Source organism: Pseudomonas sp. GW821-FHT09D08, from assembly GCF_059416305.1.
On the sequence record NZ_JBWKOX010000003.1, the window covers coordinates 172,880 to 188,793 of the forward strand.

The 15,914-nt window shown below is 61.2% G+C and carries 15 protein-coding genes; 2 read left to right on the forward strand and 13 right to left on the reverse strand.

Going from position 1 to position 15,914, the window contains the following annotated elements; genetic code table 11:
• Positions 1-61: 61 nt before the first annotated feature.
• The 7 genes from AC07OP_RS06915 to AC07OP_RS06945 form a co-directional block, all read right to left on the reverse strand.
• A complete protein-coding gene (locus AC07OP_RS06915) occupies positions 62-553 on the reverse strand; it encodes a translation initiation factor 2 (RefSeq protein WP_495100602.1) in 492 nt (163 codons plus the stop codon).
• 104 nt (positions 554-657) lie between these two features.
• Positions 658-2,097 (reverse strand): aminotransferase-like domain-containing protein, encoded by a 1,440-nt coding sequence (locus tag AC07OP_RS06920; protein WP_017527404.1) that lies wholly within the window; start codon positions 2,095-2,097, stop codon positions 658-660.
• A 271-nt stretch (positions 2,098-2,368) separates the two neighbouring features.
• Complete coding sequence (locus tag AC07OP_RS06925) at positions 2,369-3,184, reverse strand: OmpA family protein (protein ID WP_495100601.1); 816 nt, start codon at positions 3,182-3,184, stop codon at positions 2,369-2,371.
• Complete coding sequence (locus AC07OP_RS06930; protein WP_115489087.1) at positions 3,181-3,543, reverse strand: DUF4398 domain-containing protein; 363 nt, start codon at positions 3,541-3,543, stop codon at positions 3,181-3,183. Before AC07OP_RS06930 ends, AC07OP_RS06925 begins: the two co-directional genes overlap by 4 nt.
• 9 nt (positions 3,544-3,552) lie before the next feature.
• Complete coding sequence (locus AC07OP_RS06935) at positions 3,553-4,368, reverse strand: substrate-binding periplasmic protein (protein ID WP_027603633.1); 816 nt, start codon at positions 4,366-4,368, stop codon at positions 3,553-3,555.
• Positions 4,369-4,452: 84 nt separating this feature from the next.
• Positions 4,453-5,382: an electron transfer flavoprotein subunit alpha/FixB family protein gene (locus AC07OP_RS06940; protein WP_027603632.1), complete on the reverse strand. Its 930-nt coding sequence runs from the start codon at positions 5,380-5,382 to the stop codon at positions 4,453-4,455.
• 2 nt (positions 5,383-5,384) lie between these two features.
• A complete protein-coding gene (locus tag AC07OP_RS06945; RefSeq protein ID WP_495100600.1) occupies positions 5,385-6,134 on the reverse strand; it encodes an electron transfer flavoprotein subunit beta/FixA family protein in 750 nt (249 codons plus the stop codon).
• A gap of 532 nt (positions 6,135-6,666) precedes the next feature.
• On the opposite strand from AC07OP_RS06945, the gene AC07OP_RS06950 reads away from it, so the two are divergent.
• Positions 6,667-8,331, forward strand: a complete 1,665-nt coding sequence (locus AC07OP_RS06950; RefSeq protein WP_495100599.1) for an electron transfer flavoprotein-ubiquinone oxidoreductase — start codon at positions 6,667-6,669, stop codon at positions 8,329-8,331.
• 80 nt (positions 8,332-8,411) lie between these two features.
• Here the strand turns inward: AC07OP_RS06950 and AC07OP_RS06955 are convergent, their stop codons facing one another.
• A complete protein-coding gene (locus tag AC07OP_RS06955; RefSeq protein WP_027603629.1) occupies positions 8,412-9,305 on the reverse strand; it encodes an AraC family transcriptional regulator in 894 nt (297 codons plus the stop codon).
• 182 nt (positions 9,306-9,487) lie between these two features.
• On the opposite strand from AC07OP_RS06955, the gene AC07OP_RS06960 reads away from it, so the two are divergent.
• Positions 9,488-10,540 carry an NAD(P)-dependent alcohol dehydrogenase gene (locus tag AC07OP_RS06960; RefSeq protein WP_065924818.1) on the forward strand — a complete coding sequence of 351 codons (1,053 nt, stop codon included), beginning with the start codon at positions 9,488-9,490 and terminating at the stop codon, positions 10,538-10,540.
• Here AC07OP_RS06960 and AC07OP_RS06965 read toward each other — a convergent pair whose 3' ends face one another.
• The 5 genes from AC07OP_RS06965 to AC07OP_RS06985 all read right to left on the reverse strand — a co-directional run bounded on the left by AC07OP_RS06965 (position 10,541) and on the right by AC07OP_RS06985 (position 15,758).
• Positions 10,541-11,344, reverse strand: a complete 804-nt coding sequence (locus AC07OP_RS06965) for an IclR family transcriptional regulator (RefSeq protein ID WP_495100598.1) — start codon at positions 11,342-11,344, stop codon at positions 10,541-10,543. It lies immediately after the preceding gene.
• Between the two features lie 87 nt (positions 11,345-11,431).
• Complete coding sequence (gene araH, locus AC07OP_RS06970) at positions 11,432-12,397, reverse strand: L-arabinose ABC transporter permease AraH (protein ID WP_065924819.1); 966 nt, start codon at positions 12,395-12,397, stop codon at positions 11,432-11,434.
• A 19-nt stretch (positions 12,398-12,416) separates the two neighbouring features.
• Positions 12,417-13,916, reverse strand: coding sequence for an L-arabinose ABC transporter ATP-binding protein AraG (gene araG, locus AC07OP_RS06975; protein WP_495100726.1), 1,500 nt, complete (start codon positions 13,914-13,916; stop codon positions 12,417-12,419).
• Positions 13,913-14,899: a substrate-binding domain-containing protein gene (locus AC07OP_RS06980; protein WP_065926341.1), complete on the reverse strand. Its 987-nt coding sequence runs from the start codon at positions 14,897-14,899 to the stop codon at positions 13,913-13,915. The genes araG and AC07OP_RS06980 overlap by 4 nt, the downstream gene beginning before the upstream one ends.
• A 37-nt stretch (positions 14,900-14,936) precedes the next feature.
• Positions 14,937-15,758 carry an SDR family oxidoreductase gene (locus AC07OP_RS06985; RefSeq protein WP_027607825.1) on the reverse strand — a complete coding sequence of 274 codons (822 nt, stop codon included), beginning with the start codon at positions 15,756-15,758 and terminating at the stop codon, positions 14,937-14,939.
• Positions 15,759-15,914 lie beyond the last annotated feature (156 nt).

Below are 15,914 nucleotides of genomic sequence, written 5' to 3' on the forward strand. Positions count from 1 at the left end.
AAAGTGACCGACCAGTCTGCGACAGATGGTCGATGGCCCGCGTCACTGTGCAGGAAAAAGTTTACTGCTTGAACTCGAATTCCAACGCCGCACCTTCCACTTCACGGCGCTCTTCGTTGCGCAATTGCAGCTTCATCTCATTGCTGAGCAAACGGCCGTTGATCTGGAACGCACTGTTGTCGGTGGGTTTTTCACCGAACATCGGCGGCAACAACGGAACGCTCTTGGGCTTGGGCACGGTACCCAGGGGCTGCAGGTGCCTGACCATGTCCGAAGGCAGGGACAAATCCAACTGTGCCGGTGGCAGCTTGGTCTGTGCCACTTCCTGGGCTGACTTGGATTTTTTCGCCGTTGACGCACGCTTTTTCGCCGCGGCGTTTGGCTTCTTCGTGACGGGGGCTTGCTTGGCGGAGGAAGGTTTTTTTACCGGGGCATCCTGCCGGGTGTTGGCAGCGGGCTTGTTTTCAGCCAAGGGTGCCGCCGCCAGCGCTGTGCCGACGTTACACAGGCTTAACAGGCCAATCACCAAAGCAGCGCGAACAATTGAGGTCATATTGCCTACAGCATTAACGGCAGAGGGCCATATGCTCGCTTGTTGTGCGCGGCATGACAAGCACGGTGATCATCCAGCTATCGGCGTTGTCCCTTTTCAACGCCTCAAAAGCCGGCTGCGGTTTCCTGGCATAACTGGCTGGCCAGCATCCCCAAGGTCATCAGCGCTCGCTCTGCCTCGCGGTTCCACGGTGTGCCGCAGTTAAGACGAATACAGTGGTTGAACTGCTCGGTATTGCTGAAGATCAACCCCGGCGCAATGCTGATGCCCTGTTGCAGGGCGCGCACGTGCAGTTCCTGGGTATTGACCCGCCCTGGCAAACTGACCCACAAGATAAAGCCGCCCGTCGGACGGGTCATCTGAGTGCCTTCCGGGAAATACTGCTGCACGGCCAGTTGGAAGGCGCTGAGATTCTTGCGGTATTCCTGGCGGATGTAACGCAGGTGCCGGTCGTAGCCGCCGTTCTCCAGATACGCGGCCACGCCCATCTGGGTGACGCTGCAGGCCGAGTGGGTGCTGAACATTTGCAGGCGCTGGATTTCCTGCTGGTACTTGCCGGCGATCATCCAGCCGATGCGCACACCCGGCGACAAGGTCTTGGAAAAGCTCGAGCAATAGATGACCCGGTCGAGGCGGTCATAGGCCTTGAGGGCCTTGGTGCGGCCGAGTTCGAACATCAGTTCGCCGTAGATATCGTCTTCGACAATCTGGATATCGAAATCCGAGGCCAGGCGCAGCAACTGTTTCTGCCGTTCCTCGGGCATGGTGCCGCCCAAGGGGTTGCTCAGGCGCGTGGTCAACACCAGGGCCTTGATCGACCATTGGTTGGCTGCCAGTTGCAGGGCTTCCAGGCTCATGCCGGTGGACGGGTCGCTGGGGATCTCGATGACTTTTAGGCCCAACAGGTCGGCCAGTTGCAGCAAGCCGTAATAGGTGGGCGATTCAGCCGCGATCAAGTCGCCGGGGCGTGTCAGCACCCTTAGCGACATCTGCAAGGCGTCAACACAGCCGTGGGTGATCACCACTTCGGAGGGGTCCACCACCACGCCGGCGTCACGCATGCGAATCGCCACCTGGCGGCGCAGCGGCTCGAAACCGGGGCTGAACATGTAGCTGAAGGCGCGTGGGCTCTGGAAGCGCGTGACCTTGGCCAATTGCTGGTGCAGCGCCCGTACCGGCAGATAGTCGACGCTCGGCACGGCGGCGCCCAGCGGGAATACACCTTCGCGGCGCGACTCGCCCAATACCTGCTGGATAATGCTGCTGCGGGTGACCAACCCCGGGCGCTCGACCCGCGCGATGTCCGGCGTGGGCGCCGTGAGTGCCGGCGTCTGGTGCACGTAGTAACCGGACTGCGGCCGTGCCCGGATCAGCCCCTGGTCTTCCAGGTTGGCGTAGGCCTGCAATACCGTGGCGTGGCTGACATTGAGCTGGGAGCTCATCTTGCGCACCGAGGGCACGCGCTCGCCAGGCTGATAGACACCGCGACGGATGTCCTCAGCCAGTTGCTGGGCGATACGTTGGTAAAGCAACAGATTGGTCATGACGCAGCACTCGATTTCACGGGTATTTTATTTTTGTGTGAAACATACCGGCACAGTTTAGAAGTGTACGGGGACAGTTGCCACAATAGTCGAGCGCGCGTGGGAGTGACAGTAAAAACTGTAAGGGTGGCGAATAGAATCTTCAGGCGTGTGCAGAAAAATGTGGGAGGGGGCTTGCCCCCGATGACGGAGTGTCAGTCGCCGAAAATAGTGACTGATCCACCGCTATCGGGGGCAAGCCCCCTCCCACACTTTTGATTTGCGCAAAGTTTCAGCGAGCGGCGCCCAACTGGCCTTTCTCGTCGGAGAACACTATTTCCACGCGACGGTTCTGCGCGCGGCCACGCTCGGAGGCATTGGCTTCCACCGGGTACTGGTCGCCGTAGCCTTCAACCTGGATACGCTGCTCATCGATCCCCAGGTCCACCAGCACATCGGCCACCGATTGCGCACGATCACGGGACAGTTTGAGGTTTTCCTGCTGACCACCGGTATTGTCGGCGTACCCCTCGATGCGCACCACACGCTTGGGGTTCAGTTGCAGGAACTGCACGATCTTCAACACCGTGCGGTTGGCCGAATTTTTCAACTCCGCTTCACCGGTATCGAACAGCACGTCGCCCAGGGTCATCACCAGGCCGCGATCGGTCTGGGTGGTGGTCAGGCTGGCGATCTGTTCTTCGAGCCATTTACCCTGCTGCTGCACGCTGATCAGCTTGCTTTCGCGCAGGGCCAATTGCAGGCGCTGGCGTTCCAGTTCGAGCTTGGCGGCACGCTCTTCATTAAGTGTCTGCTCGGTGTGTTCGCGGGCGATGGCACTGTAGCGCTGGCTCAGGTAGGCGTAATGCACCACGTCGGCACCGCTGCCCCAGTAACTGGACAAGCGGTCGGCCCGCGCCAGGGATTCACCGGCGCGGATCACGTCCTTGGGTGCGATACGCAGCACGTTGGCGTCTTCCTTGACCTTCTGGAAGTCGCTGCCCGCCTGTTGCAAGGCCTGTTCGCCATTGGGGTGGCTGGCACAACCGCCCAGTGCCGCACTGCCCAGCAGCACGGCACAGCCCAGACCACGGATCATTGGGTTCATTGGGCTTCTCCCAGCTGCAATTGCTTGCGCAGGCGCGTGATGCGGGTGTTGAGCACGTTCAGTTGCTCCTGGCTCTTGCGGGTCAGCACCTGGGCTTCGGCCAGGCGCGCATCCAGCTCGGCCTGTTCGGCCTGCATGCGCGCGTCCTTGTAGGATTGCTCGGCCATGTCGGCCTTGGCCTGGGCGAATTTGTCTTCGGCCAGTTTCAGTTCGGGTGATTCATCGGTGCTGGCGCCCACGGCGTTGGCTTGTTCCAGGGCTTGCTGGGTGAGGCGAATTTGTTCATTCGGCGCAGGATCGGCTGCACATCCCGCCAGAGCGACAACGGCGAGGGCCGCGAAAAAAGGTCGAAGAGTCACTGAAAATCCCTACTTTGTTGGGGTGCCGACGGGTTGTTGCAATTGCGCTTTCCAACGCTCCAGATTGCGCTGCAGCGCGGCTTCCGTCACACCAGACCCGGGCAATTCTGTCATCTTTTTGGCCAGCTGTCCGCGCAGCCACGGATCATTGCAGGCCGAGTTGTGGGAAATCGCCAGGTACAGGCCGGGCTGATCGACGGGCACGTCGCGGGCGACCAGGTCATTGCTCATCCCTAACGTCTGGGCCATGGCCATGCCGGAGTAACGCCCGGCCAGCACGTAGTCCACTTCCCCCAGCAGCAGTTTCTGGAAGGCCGGGGTCAACGTGGGCAGGCGTTGCAGGGTCAGTTGCTGGCCGGCGAAGGTTTCAAAGTCGCGGCTCAAGCGCGCACGTTCCGACACTGCACCCTTGTGGCCATGCAGGTCCGCCGCCGTGGTATAGGCCAGCGCCGAATCCTTGCGGGTCCAGACCAGATAATCGAGCTGTACCAGCGCGGGGTGGATGTAGTCGAGGGTTTCCAGCTCGCCAAGGTTCAGCGGTGCATCGGCGAGGATGTCCATGCGCCCGCTGCGCACTTCGTCCAGGGCCAGGGAACGTTTGCCGCCGTAGAGCAGGTCGATTTTCAACCCAAGCTCCTTGGCTACCTGTTGCAAAACATCGGCGGTGGCGCCGATCAAATGCGTCGGGTCTTGGGGATCGCGCCACAGCAGCGGCGGTGCGTCCGGGCTGCCGGTGATCACCAGGCGGTCACATTTGCCGGCTGCCTGGGTCAGGCTCGGCAGCAGCGTAAGTCCCAGCAGTACGGCCCAGGGGCGCAGTTCCATGGCGGTTTCTCCGGCGTTCAAAAAAGCCCGGGCCAAAAAAAGCCCGGTCACTAGACCGGGCTCTTTATAAGTGAAGCGGCTGGATTAGACCAGCTTCTCCAACTCAGGTACGGCTTCGAACAAGTCCGCCACCAGGCCGTAATCGGCCACCTGGAAGATCGGTGCTTCTTCGTCCTTGTTGATCGCGACGATCACCTTGGAGTCTTTCATACCGGCCAAGTGCTGGATCGCGCCGGAGATACCGACGGCGATGTACAGCTGTGGCGCAACGATCTTGCCGGTCTGGCCGACCTGCATGTCGTTGGGTACGAAGCCTGCGTCGACGGCCGCGCGGGAGGCGCCGACCGCAGCGCCGAGCTTGTCGGCCAGGGCGTACAGGTGCTTGAAGTTGTCGCCGTTCTGCATGCCGCGGCCGCCGGAAACGACGATCTTGGCAGCGGTCAGCTCAGGACGGTCCGACTTGGCCAGCTCTTCGCCGACAAAGCTGGAGGTGCCAGCGTCGTGGGCCGCGGAGACGGCTTCAACGGCAGCCGAGCCACCTTCAGCGGCAACCGGATCGAAACCGGTGGCACGCACGGTGATGACTTTGACGGCAGCGGTCGATTGCACGGTGGCAATGGCGTTACCGGCGTAGATCGGGCGCTTGAAGGTGTCGGCGCTTTCTACCGAGATGATCTCGGAGATCTGGTCAACGTCCAGCTGCGCGGCAACGCGTGGCAGGATGTTTTTGCCGTTGGAGGTAGCGGCAGCCAGGATGTGGCTGTAGCCAGCGCCCAGCTCTGCTACCAGGGGGGCAACGTTTTCCGGCAGTTGGTGAGCGTAAGCGGCATTGTCGGCCAGCAGTACTTTGCTCACGCCAGCCACTTTGGCTGCAGCCTCAGCCACGGCGCCAGCGCCTTGACCGGCGACCAGTACGTGGATGTCGCCACCGATTTTAGCGGCAGCAGCAACAGTGTTCAGGGTGGCCGGGGCCAGCACCTTATTGTCGTGTTCTGCGATTACCAAGATAGTCATGATTAGATTACCTTCGCTTCGTTTTTCAGTTTCTCGACCAGTTCAGCCACCGACTTGACCTTGATGCCTGCGCTGCGTGCAGCCGGCGCTTCGACTTTGACGGTCTTGTTGGTGGAGGCGGTGGAAACGCCCAAAGCATCCGGATTCAGCACTTCGAGAGGCTTCTTCTTGGCTTTCATGATGTTTGGCAGGGACGCGTAGCGCGGCTCGTTCAAACGCAGGTCGGTGGTGACGATGGCCGGTAGTTTCAGGGAAACCGTCTGCGCGCCGCCGTCGATTTCGCGGGTTACGGCAACCTTGTCGCCGCTCACTTCGACTTTGGAAGCGAAGGTGCCCTGGCCGTAACCGGTCAGTGCAGCCAGCATCTGGCCAGTCTGGTTGTTGTCGCTGTCGATCGCCTGTTTGCCGAGGATCACCAGCTGAGGCTGTTCCTTGTCGACAACGGCCTTGAGCAACTTGGCCACGGCCAGGGAGGTCAGTTCTTCAGCGGACTCGACCAGGATAGCGCGGTCGGCACCCAGTGCCAGGGCGGTACGCAACTGCTCTTGAGCAGTGGTCGGGCCGATGGAAACCACAACGATTTCAGTCGCCACGCCTTTCTCTTTCAGGCGTACGGCTTCTTCCACGGCGATTTCACAGAAAGGGTTCATCGACATCTTGACGTTAGCAAGGTCGACGCCGGAATTGTCCGCCTTGACGCGAACTTTCACGTTGTAATCGACAACGCGTTTGACAGCTACAAGAACCTTCATGGATTCCTCGTTACTCTCCGGTGAAAAGAAAGTCGCCTAGGCGAACCTGGCGGTTGATGCTCATCGGCACACAAGGGCACCTCCAAAAACGGCGGCGAATGACCTTGCTCACGGGAAGTGATGACCGTTCGTCAGTGGTGACTGGGAGGTCATTCTTTATCGCGGCGTGTAAACTGCGCGCCATCAATTAAACGCGCGTCACCTGTTTTGCCTTTGCCGTGCTTTTGGACGTGCTCTTGAAACCTACAGTCTGCCTACGGTCTGTGCAAAACCGACCGTATATTGACCGGAACGCCTATTCTGGTCAATACGGCAAAATGGCCAGTCATAAGCCGCGTTGCTTTGATTTACCTAGCCTGCGGGCAATTCAAACAAACGTTTGTATTGGACGCTGACAGTGGTCTATATATAATGCGCCACCTAGAGAGACAGGTGGGTCATCCCCTGCCGTTGCGCACGCGATGACGGACACGACACCTAACCTCCACCCATTAGAAAAAAAGCCTGTTGAGCCTTGAGTAGGAGATAGCCTGTGGAACGCGAATACATGGAATTCGACGTGGTCATCGTCGGCGCTGGCCCGGCGGGCCTGTCTGCCGCCTGCCGACTGAAGCAGAAGGCCGCCGAAGCCGGTAAGGAAGTCAGCGTCTGCGTGGTCGAGAAAGGCTCCGAAGTGGGCGCACACATCCTCTCCGGTGCCGTGTTCGAACCCCGCGCCCTGAACGAACTGTTCCCGGACTGGAAGGAACTCGGCGCCCCGCTCAATACCCCCGTGGTGCGCGATGACATCTATGTACTGCGCAGCGCCGACACCTCCACCAAGGTGCCTGACTTCTTCGTGCCCAAGACCATGCACAACGAAGGCAACTACATCATCTCCCTGGGCAACCTGTGCCGCTGGCTGGCCCAGCAGGCCGAGAACCTGGGCGTGGAAGTCTACCCAGGCTTCGCCGCCCAGGAAGCGCTGTTCGATGAAAACGGCGTGGTGCGCGGGATCATCACCGGCGATCTCGGCGTCGACCGTGAAGGCCAGCCAAAGGAAGGCGTCTATACCCCGGGCATGGAACTGCGTGGCAAGTACACGCTGTTCGCCGAAGGCTGCCGTGGGCATATCGGCAAGCAGTTGATCCAGCGTTTCAACCTGGACAGCGACGCCGACGCCCAGCACTACGGCATCGGTCTCAAGGAAATCTGGGAAATCGACCCGGCCAAGCACCAGCCAGGCCTGGTGGTGCACACCGCCGGTTGGCCGCTGGACATCATGAGCAACGAGAACACCGGTGGCTCATTCCTCTATCACCTGGAAAACAACCAGGTGGTGGTTGGCCTGATCGTCGACCTGTCCTACAGCAACACCTTCCTGTCGCCGTTCGATGAGTTCCAGCGTCTCAAGCACCACCCGGTGCTGGCCCAGTACCTGGAAGGCGGCAAGCGCATCAGCTACGGCGCACGCGCCATCTGCAAAGGCGGCCTGAACTCGCTGCCGAAGATGGTCTTCAAGGGCGGCGCGCTGATCGGCTGCGACCTGGGCACCCTCAACTTCGCCAAGATCAAGGGCAGCCACACCGCCATGAAGTCCGGCATGCTCGCCGCCGACGCCGTGGCCGACCGCCTGTTTGCCGAGTCCGAAGGGGGTGATGAGCTGACCGCTTACGTTGACAGCTTCAAATCCAGCTGGCTCTACGAAGAACTGTTCGCCAGCCGCAACTTCGGCCCGGCCATGCACAAGTTCGGCCCGATCATCGGCGCCGGCTTCAACTGGTTGGACCAGAACATCCTCGGCGGCAAGATGCCGTTCACCCTGCACGACACCAAGCCGGACTACGCCTGCCTGAAGCTGGCCAAAGACAGCAAGAAGATCGACTACCCGAAACCCGACGGCAAGCTGAGCTTCGACAAACTGAGCTCGGTGTTCATCTCCGGTACCAACCACGAAGAAGAGCAGCCGTGCCACTTGAAGTTGAAAGACCCAAGCATCCCGATCGGCACCAACCTGCCGCTCTACGATGAACCGGCGCAGCGTTACTGCCCGGCCGGCGTGTATGAAGTGATCACCCAGGAAGACGGCGAGAAGCGCTTCCAGATCAACGCCCAGAACTGCGTGCACTGCAAGACCTGTGACATCAAGGACCCTTCGCAGAACATCACGTGGGTCACACCGGAAGGTGCGGGCGGGCCGACTTACCCGAATATGTAAGCCAAGCGAGGCTCCCGAATGGGAGCCTTTTTTATGCAGTCAAACTCGGTCAACTGTGGGAGGGGGCTTGCCTGAAATGACTAGGCAGCCCGCTCTTCGCCAGGGTTACGCTCAAAGTAGCGCTTGTACTCGCGACTGAACTGCGACGTACTCTGGTACCCCACGCTGTGCGCCGCCTGCGCCACGCCCATGCCCTCCACCAGCAGCAACTGCTGAGCCTTGAGCAAGCGCAAACGCTTCAAGTACTGCACCGGCGACAGCAGCGTGCAACGCTTGAAATGCTCGTGAAACGTCGACGCACTCATGTGCGCGTACCCCGCCAACGTCTCGATATTCAGCGGCTCGGCGTAATGGGCATGCAGGTGATTCAACGACGTGGCGATCCGCGAAAACTGCCCCTGCTGTTCCACCAAGGCGCGCAGCACATCGGCCTGGGGGCCACGCAAGGCGGTGAACAATAATTCCCGCACCCGCGCCGGCCCCATGATCCGGCTTTCCAGTGGATCGTGCAGGCACTGCAGCAGCCGCTCCACGCAGCCGCGCATGGCGTCATCCAGGACCACCGAACTCATCGACTCCAGGGTTTGCGCGGTCGGCGGCGGACCGGCCTGCATGCCCATGGCCATCACCAACTCACCCAGCACCACGCGGTCGATGCCCACGGTCACCCCCAGCAGCGGCGCACCGGGCGCCATGGCGAACGTCTCGCACTCGAACGGCACCGGCATCGCCTGGATCAGGTAGTGCCCGGCGCCATACTCCAGCGTACGCGGGCCCAGGTAGGCGACCTTGCTGCCTTGGGCCACGAACATCAGGCTCGGCTCGTAGATCTGCGGGCCGCGCGCTACGTCGCAACTGGCGCGCAACACTTGCACACCCGGCAGGTGGGTCGGGGAGAAACCGTCGCGGGACGTCAGCCCCTCGATCAGGGCAACCAGCGTGGCGTTGGCATCAACATGGCGGGTCAACAGCATGGCAAAAAACTTCGCGAATAAGGGATGAGAACATCATCGCAGGTCTGGCCGCCGATGAATCCAAACAGGGGGCACTCCCGGACGAATAGGCATGAGACTCGGAGCAATCGCCATGGCCGCATCAGGGGGTGACGCGGAAAATGGCCCGCCTCATCTGTCCCTGCTTTTGCGAGGTTTTCGCCATGTATACCGCCATCGGTTACGCCGCCCAGTCGGCCACCACTCCCCTCGCCCCCATGTCGTTTGAACGCCGCAGCCCGCGCGCCGATGACGTGGCCATCGAGATTCTCTACTGCGGCGTGTGCCATTCCGACATCCACCAGGCGCGCAACGAATGGGGCATCGCCGTGTACCCGCTGATGCCGGGCCACGAGATCGTCGGCAAAGTCACCGCCGTCGGCGCCCGCGTGACCGCGCATAAAGTCGGCGACCTCGTCGGTGTCGGCTGCATGGTCGATTCGTGCCGCCACTGCGAAGCGTGCAAATCGGACCTGGAGCAATATTGCCTCGAAGGCCCGACCATGACCTACGCCACACCGGACCGCGTCGATGGCAGCAACACCATGGGCGGTTACTCCGACAGCATTGTGGTCAGCGAGCACTTCGTGGTGAAGATCCCGGCCAAGCTCGACCTGGCCAGCGCCGCGCCGATCCTGTGCGCAGGCATCACCACCTATTCGCCGCTCAAGCACTACGGCGTCAAGGCTGGCGACAAGGTCGGGATTCTCGGCATGGGTGGCCTGGGCCACATGGGCATCAAGTTCGCCAAGGCCATGGGCGCGGAAGTGACACTGTTCACCCGCTCGGCGAGCAAGGCTGAAGAAGGTCGTCGCCAGGGGGCCGACCATGTGATCGTGTCCACCGATGCCGAACAGATGCAAGCCGCCGCCGGCAGCTTCGACTTCCTGCTCGACACCATCCCGGTGCAGCACGACCTGAACCCCTACCTCGACGTATTACGCTTTGATGGCGTGCACATCCTGGTTGGCCTGATCGAGCCCGTAGACCCACCGGTCAACGCCGCCAAACTGGTATTGGGGCGTAAAGTGCTGGCCGGTTCGCTGATCGGTGGCATTGCCGAAACCCAGGAAGTCCTGGATTTCTGCGCCGAGCATGGCATCACCTGCGACATCGAAATGCTCGACATCCGCCAGATCAACGAGGCCTACACCCGCATGATCGCTGGTGATGTGAAGTACCGCTTTGTCATCGACATGGCGACCTTGAAGGCCTGATCAGGCCTTCGCACCCAACTCCGCCGACAGCCGCGCTGCGACCTGTTTGATCACAGGGATCAGCTCGGCCATTTTCTCCAGCGGCATGTAGGGCACGGTACTGGCGATGCTGATGCCGGCGACGATTCGCCGGCTGGCATCGCGCACCGGTGCCGCTACGCAACGGATCGACGGTTCGTTGTCTTCCAGATCGAACGCGTATCCCCCCACCACGTACTCATGCATGCGCTGCTCGAACTGCGCCCAGGACTGTTCTGGATGCTGCGGCCATTGCAGGTTTTTCCCACCCGCCGGCAGGCTGGTCTCGTACAAGCGCTGCCACTCTTGCACCGAGTCATCCAGCAGCATCGCCTTGCCCACGCCCGTGCGCGCCAACGGCATGCGATGGCCGACCCGCGAGCGCATTTCCGGACCGTTGCGGCCAGGGTTCTTGTGCAGGTAAAGCACGTCGTCGTATTCGCGAATGGCCAGGTGGATGGTGTCGCCGGTCAATGCCGACAGCTCATCCAGGTACGGCACCGCCAGGGTCACCAGCGGCAGCTCTTCGCGGGCCTGAAACCCCAGTTCGATCAACTTCGGCCCCAACAGGTAGCCGACTTGCGGCACCACGCGCAGGTAACGCTCTTCCACCAGGCAACTGGCCAGGCGGTGGGTGGTGCTGCGGGTGGTGCCGATGCGCCTGGCGATCTCTTTCAGATCCCGCGCTCCGGCCGCCACCGCCTGCACTACGCCCAGGCCACGCAGCAGGGTCTGGGTGCCGGTGGGGGCAGCGTCTTTGACGGGGGTGTGGGCGTTTTCCTGCATATCGGGCCTATAGGTATGAAAGCGGGGGCATTATGGCAAATACCGCCCCTCAATACAGTGGCGATCCAAAGGTGGGAGGTGTTCGATCTAGCGCTGCTTCATGCGGTCGATGATGACCGCCAGCAACAGGATCGAACCACGAATCACGTACTGGTAGAAGGTGTCGATGTTCTTCAGGTTCATCGCGTTCTCGATGATCGCCAGGATCAGCACCCCGGCAATCACATGGCGGATCATGCCGATGCCGCCGCTCAACGACACCCCACCCAGCACGCAGGCGGAAATCACCGTCAGCTCGAACCCCTGGCCGATCATCGGCTGGCCCGAGGTCATGCGCGAAGCGAGGATCACCCCGGCCAGCGCGCCGATCAGGCCGTGCACGGCAAAGATGATGATCTTGGTGCGATCAACGTTCACCCCGGCGAGCAACGCGGCTTCCTGGTTGCCGCCGATGGCCATGGTGTTGCGCCCATAGGTGGTGTAGTTGAGCAGCCAGCCAAAAAATACAAAGCACAGCACGGTGATGATGATCGGCACCGGCACGCCCAGCAGTTGGCCGTTGCCGAACACGAAGAAATCCTCGTTCATCACCCCCACCGCCTTGCCATTGGAGAAGATATAGGCTAGGCCGCGCACGATCTGCATGGTCGCCAACGTCGCGATCAACGCATTGATACGCAGCTTGGCGATGACAATGCCGTTGATCAGCCCCACCACCAACCCCATGGCCAATGCAGCGGACACACCGAGCGCCACGCTGTCGGTGTCACGAATCACGATCCCCGCCACCACACCGGCGCAGGCGATCACCGAGCCCACCGACAGGTCGAAGTGCCCCGACGCCAGGCAGAACAGCATGGTGCAGGCGGCGATGCCCACGGTGGAAATCGCCAGGCCCAGGCCACGCATGTTCAGCGGCGAGAGGAAGTTGTCGATAAACAGCGCGCTGAGCACAAAGATGCCCAATGCCGCCAGCAGCATCACCCAGTCATCGAGAAACTTGCGCTGGTTGAAACCCGGCCAGAAGCCCTTTGCAGTTTTTACCTGAGACATGCCTACACCCTCTTATTCTTCAAGCCCGCGAACGCGGGAGTGCCAGTTGCAGCAGGCGTGCTTCATCCGCTTGATCGCGGCTCAGTTCGCCGGTCAGCGCGCCTTCGCTCATCACCAGGATGCGGTCGGAGATGCCCATCACTTCCATCAGGTCGCTGGACACCACAATGACTGCAATACCCTTGGCCGCGAGGTTATGAATGATCTGGTAGATCTCCGACTTGGCGCCGATGTCGATGCCGCGGGTCGGCTCGTCCAGCAGCAGGACCTTCATCGGCATCGACAGCCAGCGGCCGAGAATGGCTTTCTGCTGGTTGCCGCCGGACAGGTACATGATCTTTTGCGCGGCGGTCGGGGTTTTGACCTTCATCGCCTTGATCTGCTGGTCGGCGTTGCCCTTCTCCCAGCCATCGCGCAGCAACCAGCCGAACGAAGAGTGGGCGCCACGGGCGCTGATGTTGATGTTCTCGGCGACGCTGGACAGCGGAATGATGCCTTCCTTCTTGCGGTCCTCGGGGCACAGCAGTACACCGGCGGCGATGGCGTCGCGGGGCGAGCGCAGTTGCAGGGCCTCCCCGCATAACTCAAGGCTGCCGGCACTGGCGCGCTCCAAACCGCTGAGCAAACGGAACAGCTCCGTGCGCCCTGCCCCCACCAAGCCGAACAAGCCAAGGATTTCGCCCTTGCGCACCTCAAAACTGATCGGCTCACGCAAACCCGGGCCCAACAAACCATCGACCTTGAGCGCCACCTCGCCGTGCTCGCGCGGGCGGTAGTCGTAGATGTCCTGGATGTCGCGACCGACCATGCAGGTCACCAACTGGTCGTGGGTCAGCACGCTCATGTCATCGAAAGTGCGCACGTAGCGGCCGTCCTTGAACACCGTGACCGCGTTGCAGATGCGGAACACCTCTTCCATACGGTGCGAGACGTAGAGCACCACTTTGCCCTCGTCCCGCAAGCGCGTGATGATCGCCATCAAGCGGTCGATCTCCCGCGCCGACAGGCTGCTGGTGGGTTCGTCGAAGGCAATCACATGGGCGCCACGGGACAGCGCCTTGGCGATTTCCACCAGTTGGCGCTGGCCCAGGGACAGGCGCCCGAGTTTTTCCTCGGGGTCGATTTCATCCGCCAGGCCCTTGAGGCAAGCCAGGGCCTGCTTGCGCAGCAGGCCCCGGTTGACCACGCCGAAGCGCGAGGGCAAATGCCCGAGGAACAGGTTTTCGGCGACGGTCATTTCCGGCACCAGGTGCAACTCCTGGTGGATCACCGCCACGCCGCTGGCGATGCTGTCGGCGGCGCATTTGAACGCCATGGTCTGCGCGCCGATCTGCACGCTGCCGCTGCTGGGAATATAGGCGCCGCCGAGGATCTTCAGCAGCGTCGACTTACCGGCACCGTTCTCGCCCATCAGGGCGTGCACCTGCCCCGGGTGGGCGGTGAAGCTGATGCCGTCCAGCGCCTTGACCCCGGGAAAGGTCTTGCCGATAGCGTCGAAACGCAGGGCCGCCGCCGTCATTTCCACAGCCCGATCTTGGTCAGTTCTTCCTGGAAGTTGGCGCGGGTGATCAGGGTCACTTCATCCATGGCCGTGTATTTAGGCGGCTCGGTGCCCTTGGTGACCCACTCGTACATCATCAGCGCAGTGTTGTAGCCCTCGATGTGCGGGCTCGGCAGCATGGAGCCGAAGAAGCCGCTGTTGGCTTTCTTCAATTCGCCGATGGCGTCGGTGCCATTGATGCCGATACCGATCACATTGGCGGCGGCGAAACCGGCGCTTTCGGTGGCGCGCACGCCGCCGAGCACGGTGTTGTCGTTCATACCGCCGATGATCAGGTTTTTCGCACCGCTGGGCAGCTTGACCAGGGCCGAGTTGGTGGCGTCCATACTGCCGGGGACGTCGAGGGTTTTCAGTGCGGCGGTGAGGATGTGGTCTTTAGGGATGCCGGCTTCTTCGAGGGATTTGATCGAACCGTCGGTGCGTTTCTTGCCGGTGTCGAGTTCATTGAAGGTGTTGATCACCGCGTAGGTGTCCTTCCAGTCCCAACCGCGTTTTTTCGCTTCGGCAGCCATGGCGGCGCCTTGCTTCTGGCCCACTTCAAACGCGGCCATGCCCAGGTACGGCACGTCCTCCATGAAGTTGCCCTTGGCGTCGACAAAGCGGTCATCCACGGCAATCACTTTCAAACCGTTGGCCTTGGCCTTGGCGACGATGGCCGGGCCCAGGGACACGTCCGGCGGGCAGATCACAAAGCCCTTGGCGCCGTTGGCGGCCAGGCTGTCGATGGCCGAGAGGGTTTTCTCGCCATCGGGCACGGCGATCTTGATCACGGTAAAGCCATGTTCCTTGCCGGCTTTTTCGGCGAAGGCCCATTCGGTCTGGAACCACGGTTCCTCGGCCTGCTTGACCAGGAAACCGATCTTCACTTCCTCGGCAAATGCGAAAGTACTGAGGCCGCTGAGCACGGCGGCAGCTGCCAGTACGCGTATTGCTTTTTTCATGAACGGCACCTCTTGTTGTTATTGGGAGTGGCAAGTTCTAGTCGTGGTACATCACCGACCGCCCGCCATCGATCATCAGGCAGGTGGCATTGATAAAGGGCGCCTCGTCGGTGGCCAGGAACAGCGCCGTCATCGCCACCTCGACGGGCTGGCCGATGCGCTTGGGCGGGTGCAGGTCGAACGCGCGCTGGCGCTCGGCGTGGGGGTCGGGGAAACCGTTCCAGTAATCGACGTTGAGCTGGGTCTCGATATAACCCGGGGCGATGGCATTCACGCGGATGCCCTTGGGCGCGTATTCGATACCCAGGGCGCGGGTGAGCCCGAGCAGGCCATGCTTGGCCACGGGATAAGGGAAACAGCCGGGAATGATGTGGCTGGAATGGGTGGAGGCGATATTGATGATGTTGCCGATGCCCTGCTCGATCATGTGCGGCAACACCGTGCGGCAGCCGTACCAGGCGCCGTCGAGGTCGATGGCGAAGCAACGGCGCCAGTCTTCGTCGCTCATCTCCAGCGGGTCGCGGAACACGTTGACCCCGGCGCAGTTGACCAGCACATCCACCCGGCCGAAGCGCTCAATGGCCACATTGACCAACGCCAGCCATTGCGCTTTGCAGGTGATATCGACGGGTTGGGCGTAGATCTCGGCGCCGCGTTCGCGCCAGTGGGCGGCGACTTTCTCGACCTTGTCGCCCTGTATATCCGCGATCACCAGGCGCGCCTGCTGGGCCTGGAAACACGCGACGATCGCCTCACCAATGCCCTGGGCGGCGCCGGTGATGATCACCACCTTATTCTTCAGGCGCTCGCCGTAGGTTGGCTCGGGCACGGCGGGTAATGACAACGGTTGGGCCTGCATCGCGTCACCTGTTTTATTTTTGGCAGTGAGTGCTGATGCAGACGACTATAAACCCATCATTTGAAATATCTCAATATATAAATTTGCATCCCATATAGTGAGCAAAATCAAAAAATAATGTGGGAGCAAGCCGCCTCCCACATTTGATCTACAGTG

Bases quoted from the DNA above. Each gene is read 5' to 3' on its own strand.
- AC07OP_RS06915 (WP_495100602.1), bottom strand. From the start codon at position 553: ATGACCTCAATTGTTCGCGCTGCTTTGGTGATTGGCCTGTTAAGCCTG.
- AC07OP_RS06920 (WP_017527404.1), bottom strand. From the start codon at position 2,097: ATGACCAATCTGTTGCTTTACCAACGTATCGCCCAGCAACTGGCTGAG.
- AC07OP_RS06925 (WP_495100601.1), bottom strand. From the start codon at position 3,184: ATGAACCCAATGATCCGTGGTCTGGGCTGTGCCGTGCTGCTGGGCAGT.
- AC07OP_RS06935 (WP_027603633.1), bottom strand. From the start codon at position 4,368: ATGGAACTGCGCCCCTGGGCCGTACTGCTGGGACTTACGCTGCTGCCG.
- AC07OP_RS06940 (WP_027603632.1), bottom strand. From the start codon at position 5,382: ATGACTATCTTGGTAATCGCAGAACACGACAATAAGGTGCTGGCCCCG.
- AC07OP_RS06945 (WP_495100600.1), bottom strand. From the start codon at position 6,134: ATGAAGGTTCTTGTAGCTGTCAAACGCGTTGTCGATTACAACGTGAAA.
- AC07OP_RS06955 (WP_027603629.1), bottom strand. From the start codon at position 9,305: ATGCTGTTGACCCGCCATGTTGATGCCAACGCCACGCTGGTTGCCCTG.
- AC07OP_RS06960 (WP_065924818.1), top strand. From the start codon at position 9,488: ATGTATACCGCCATCGGTTACGCCGCCCAGTCGGCCACCACTCCCCTC.
- AC07OP_RS06965 (WP_495100598.1), bottom strand. From the start codon at position 11,344: ATGCAGGAAAACGCCCACACCCCCGTCAAAGACGCTGCCCCCACCGGC.
- araH (WP_065924819.1), bottom strand. From the start codon at position 12,397: ATGTCTCAGGTAAAAACTGCAAAGGGCTTCTGGCCGGGTTTCAACCAG.
- araG (WP_495100726.1), bottom strand. From the start codon at position 13,916: ATGACGGCGGCGGCCCTGCGTTTCGACGCTATCGGCAAGACCTTTCCC.
- AC07OP_RS06980 (WP_065926341.1), bottom strand. From the start codon at position 14,899: ATGAAAAAAGCAATACGCGTACTGGCAGCTGCCGCCGTGCTCAGCGGC.
- AC07OP_RS06985 (WP_027607825.1), bottom strand. From the start codon at position 15,758: ATGCAGGCCCAACCGTTGTCATTACCCGCCGTGCCCGAGCCAACCTAC.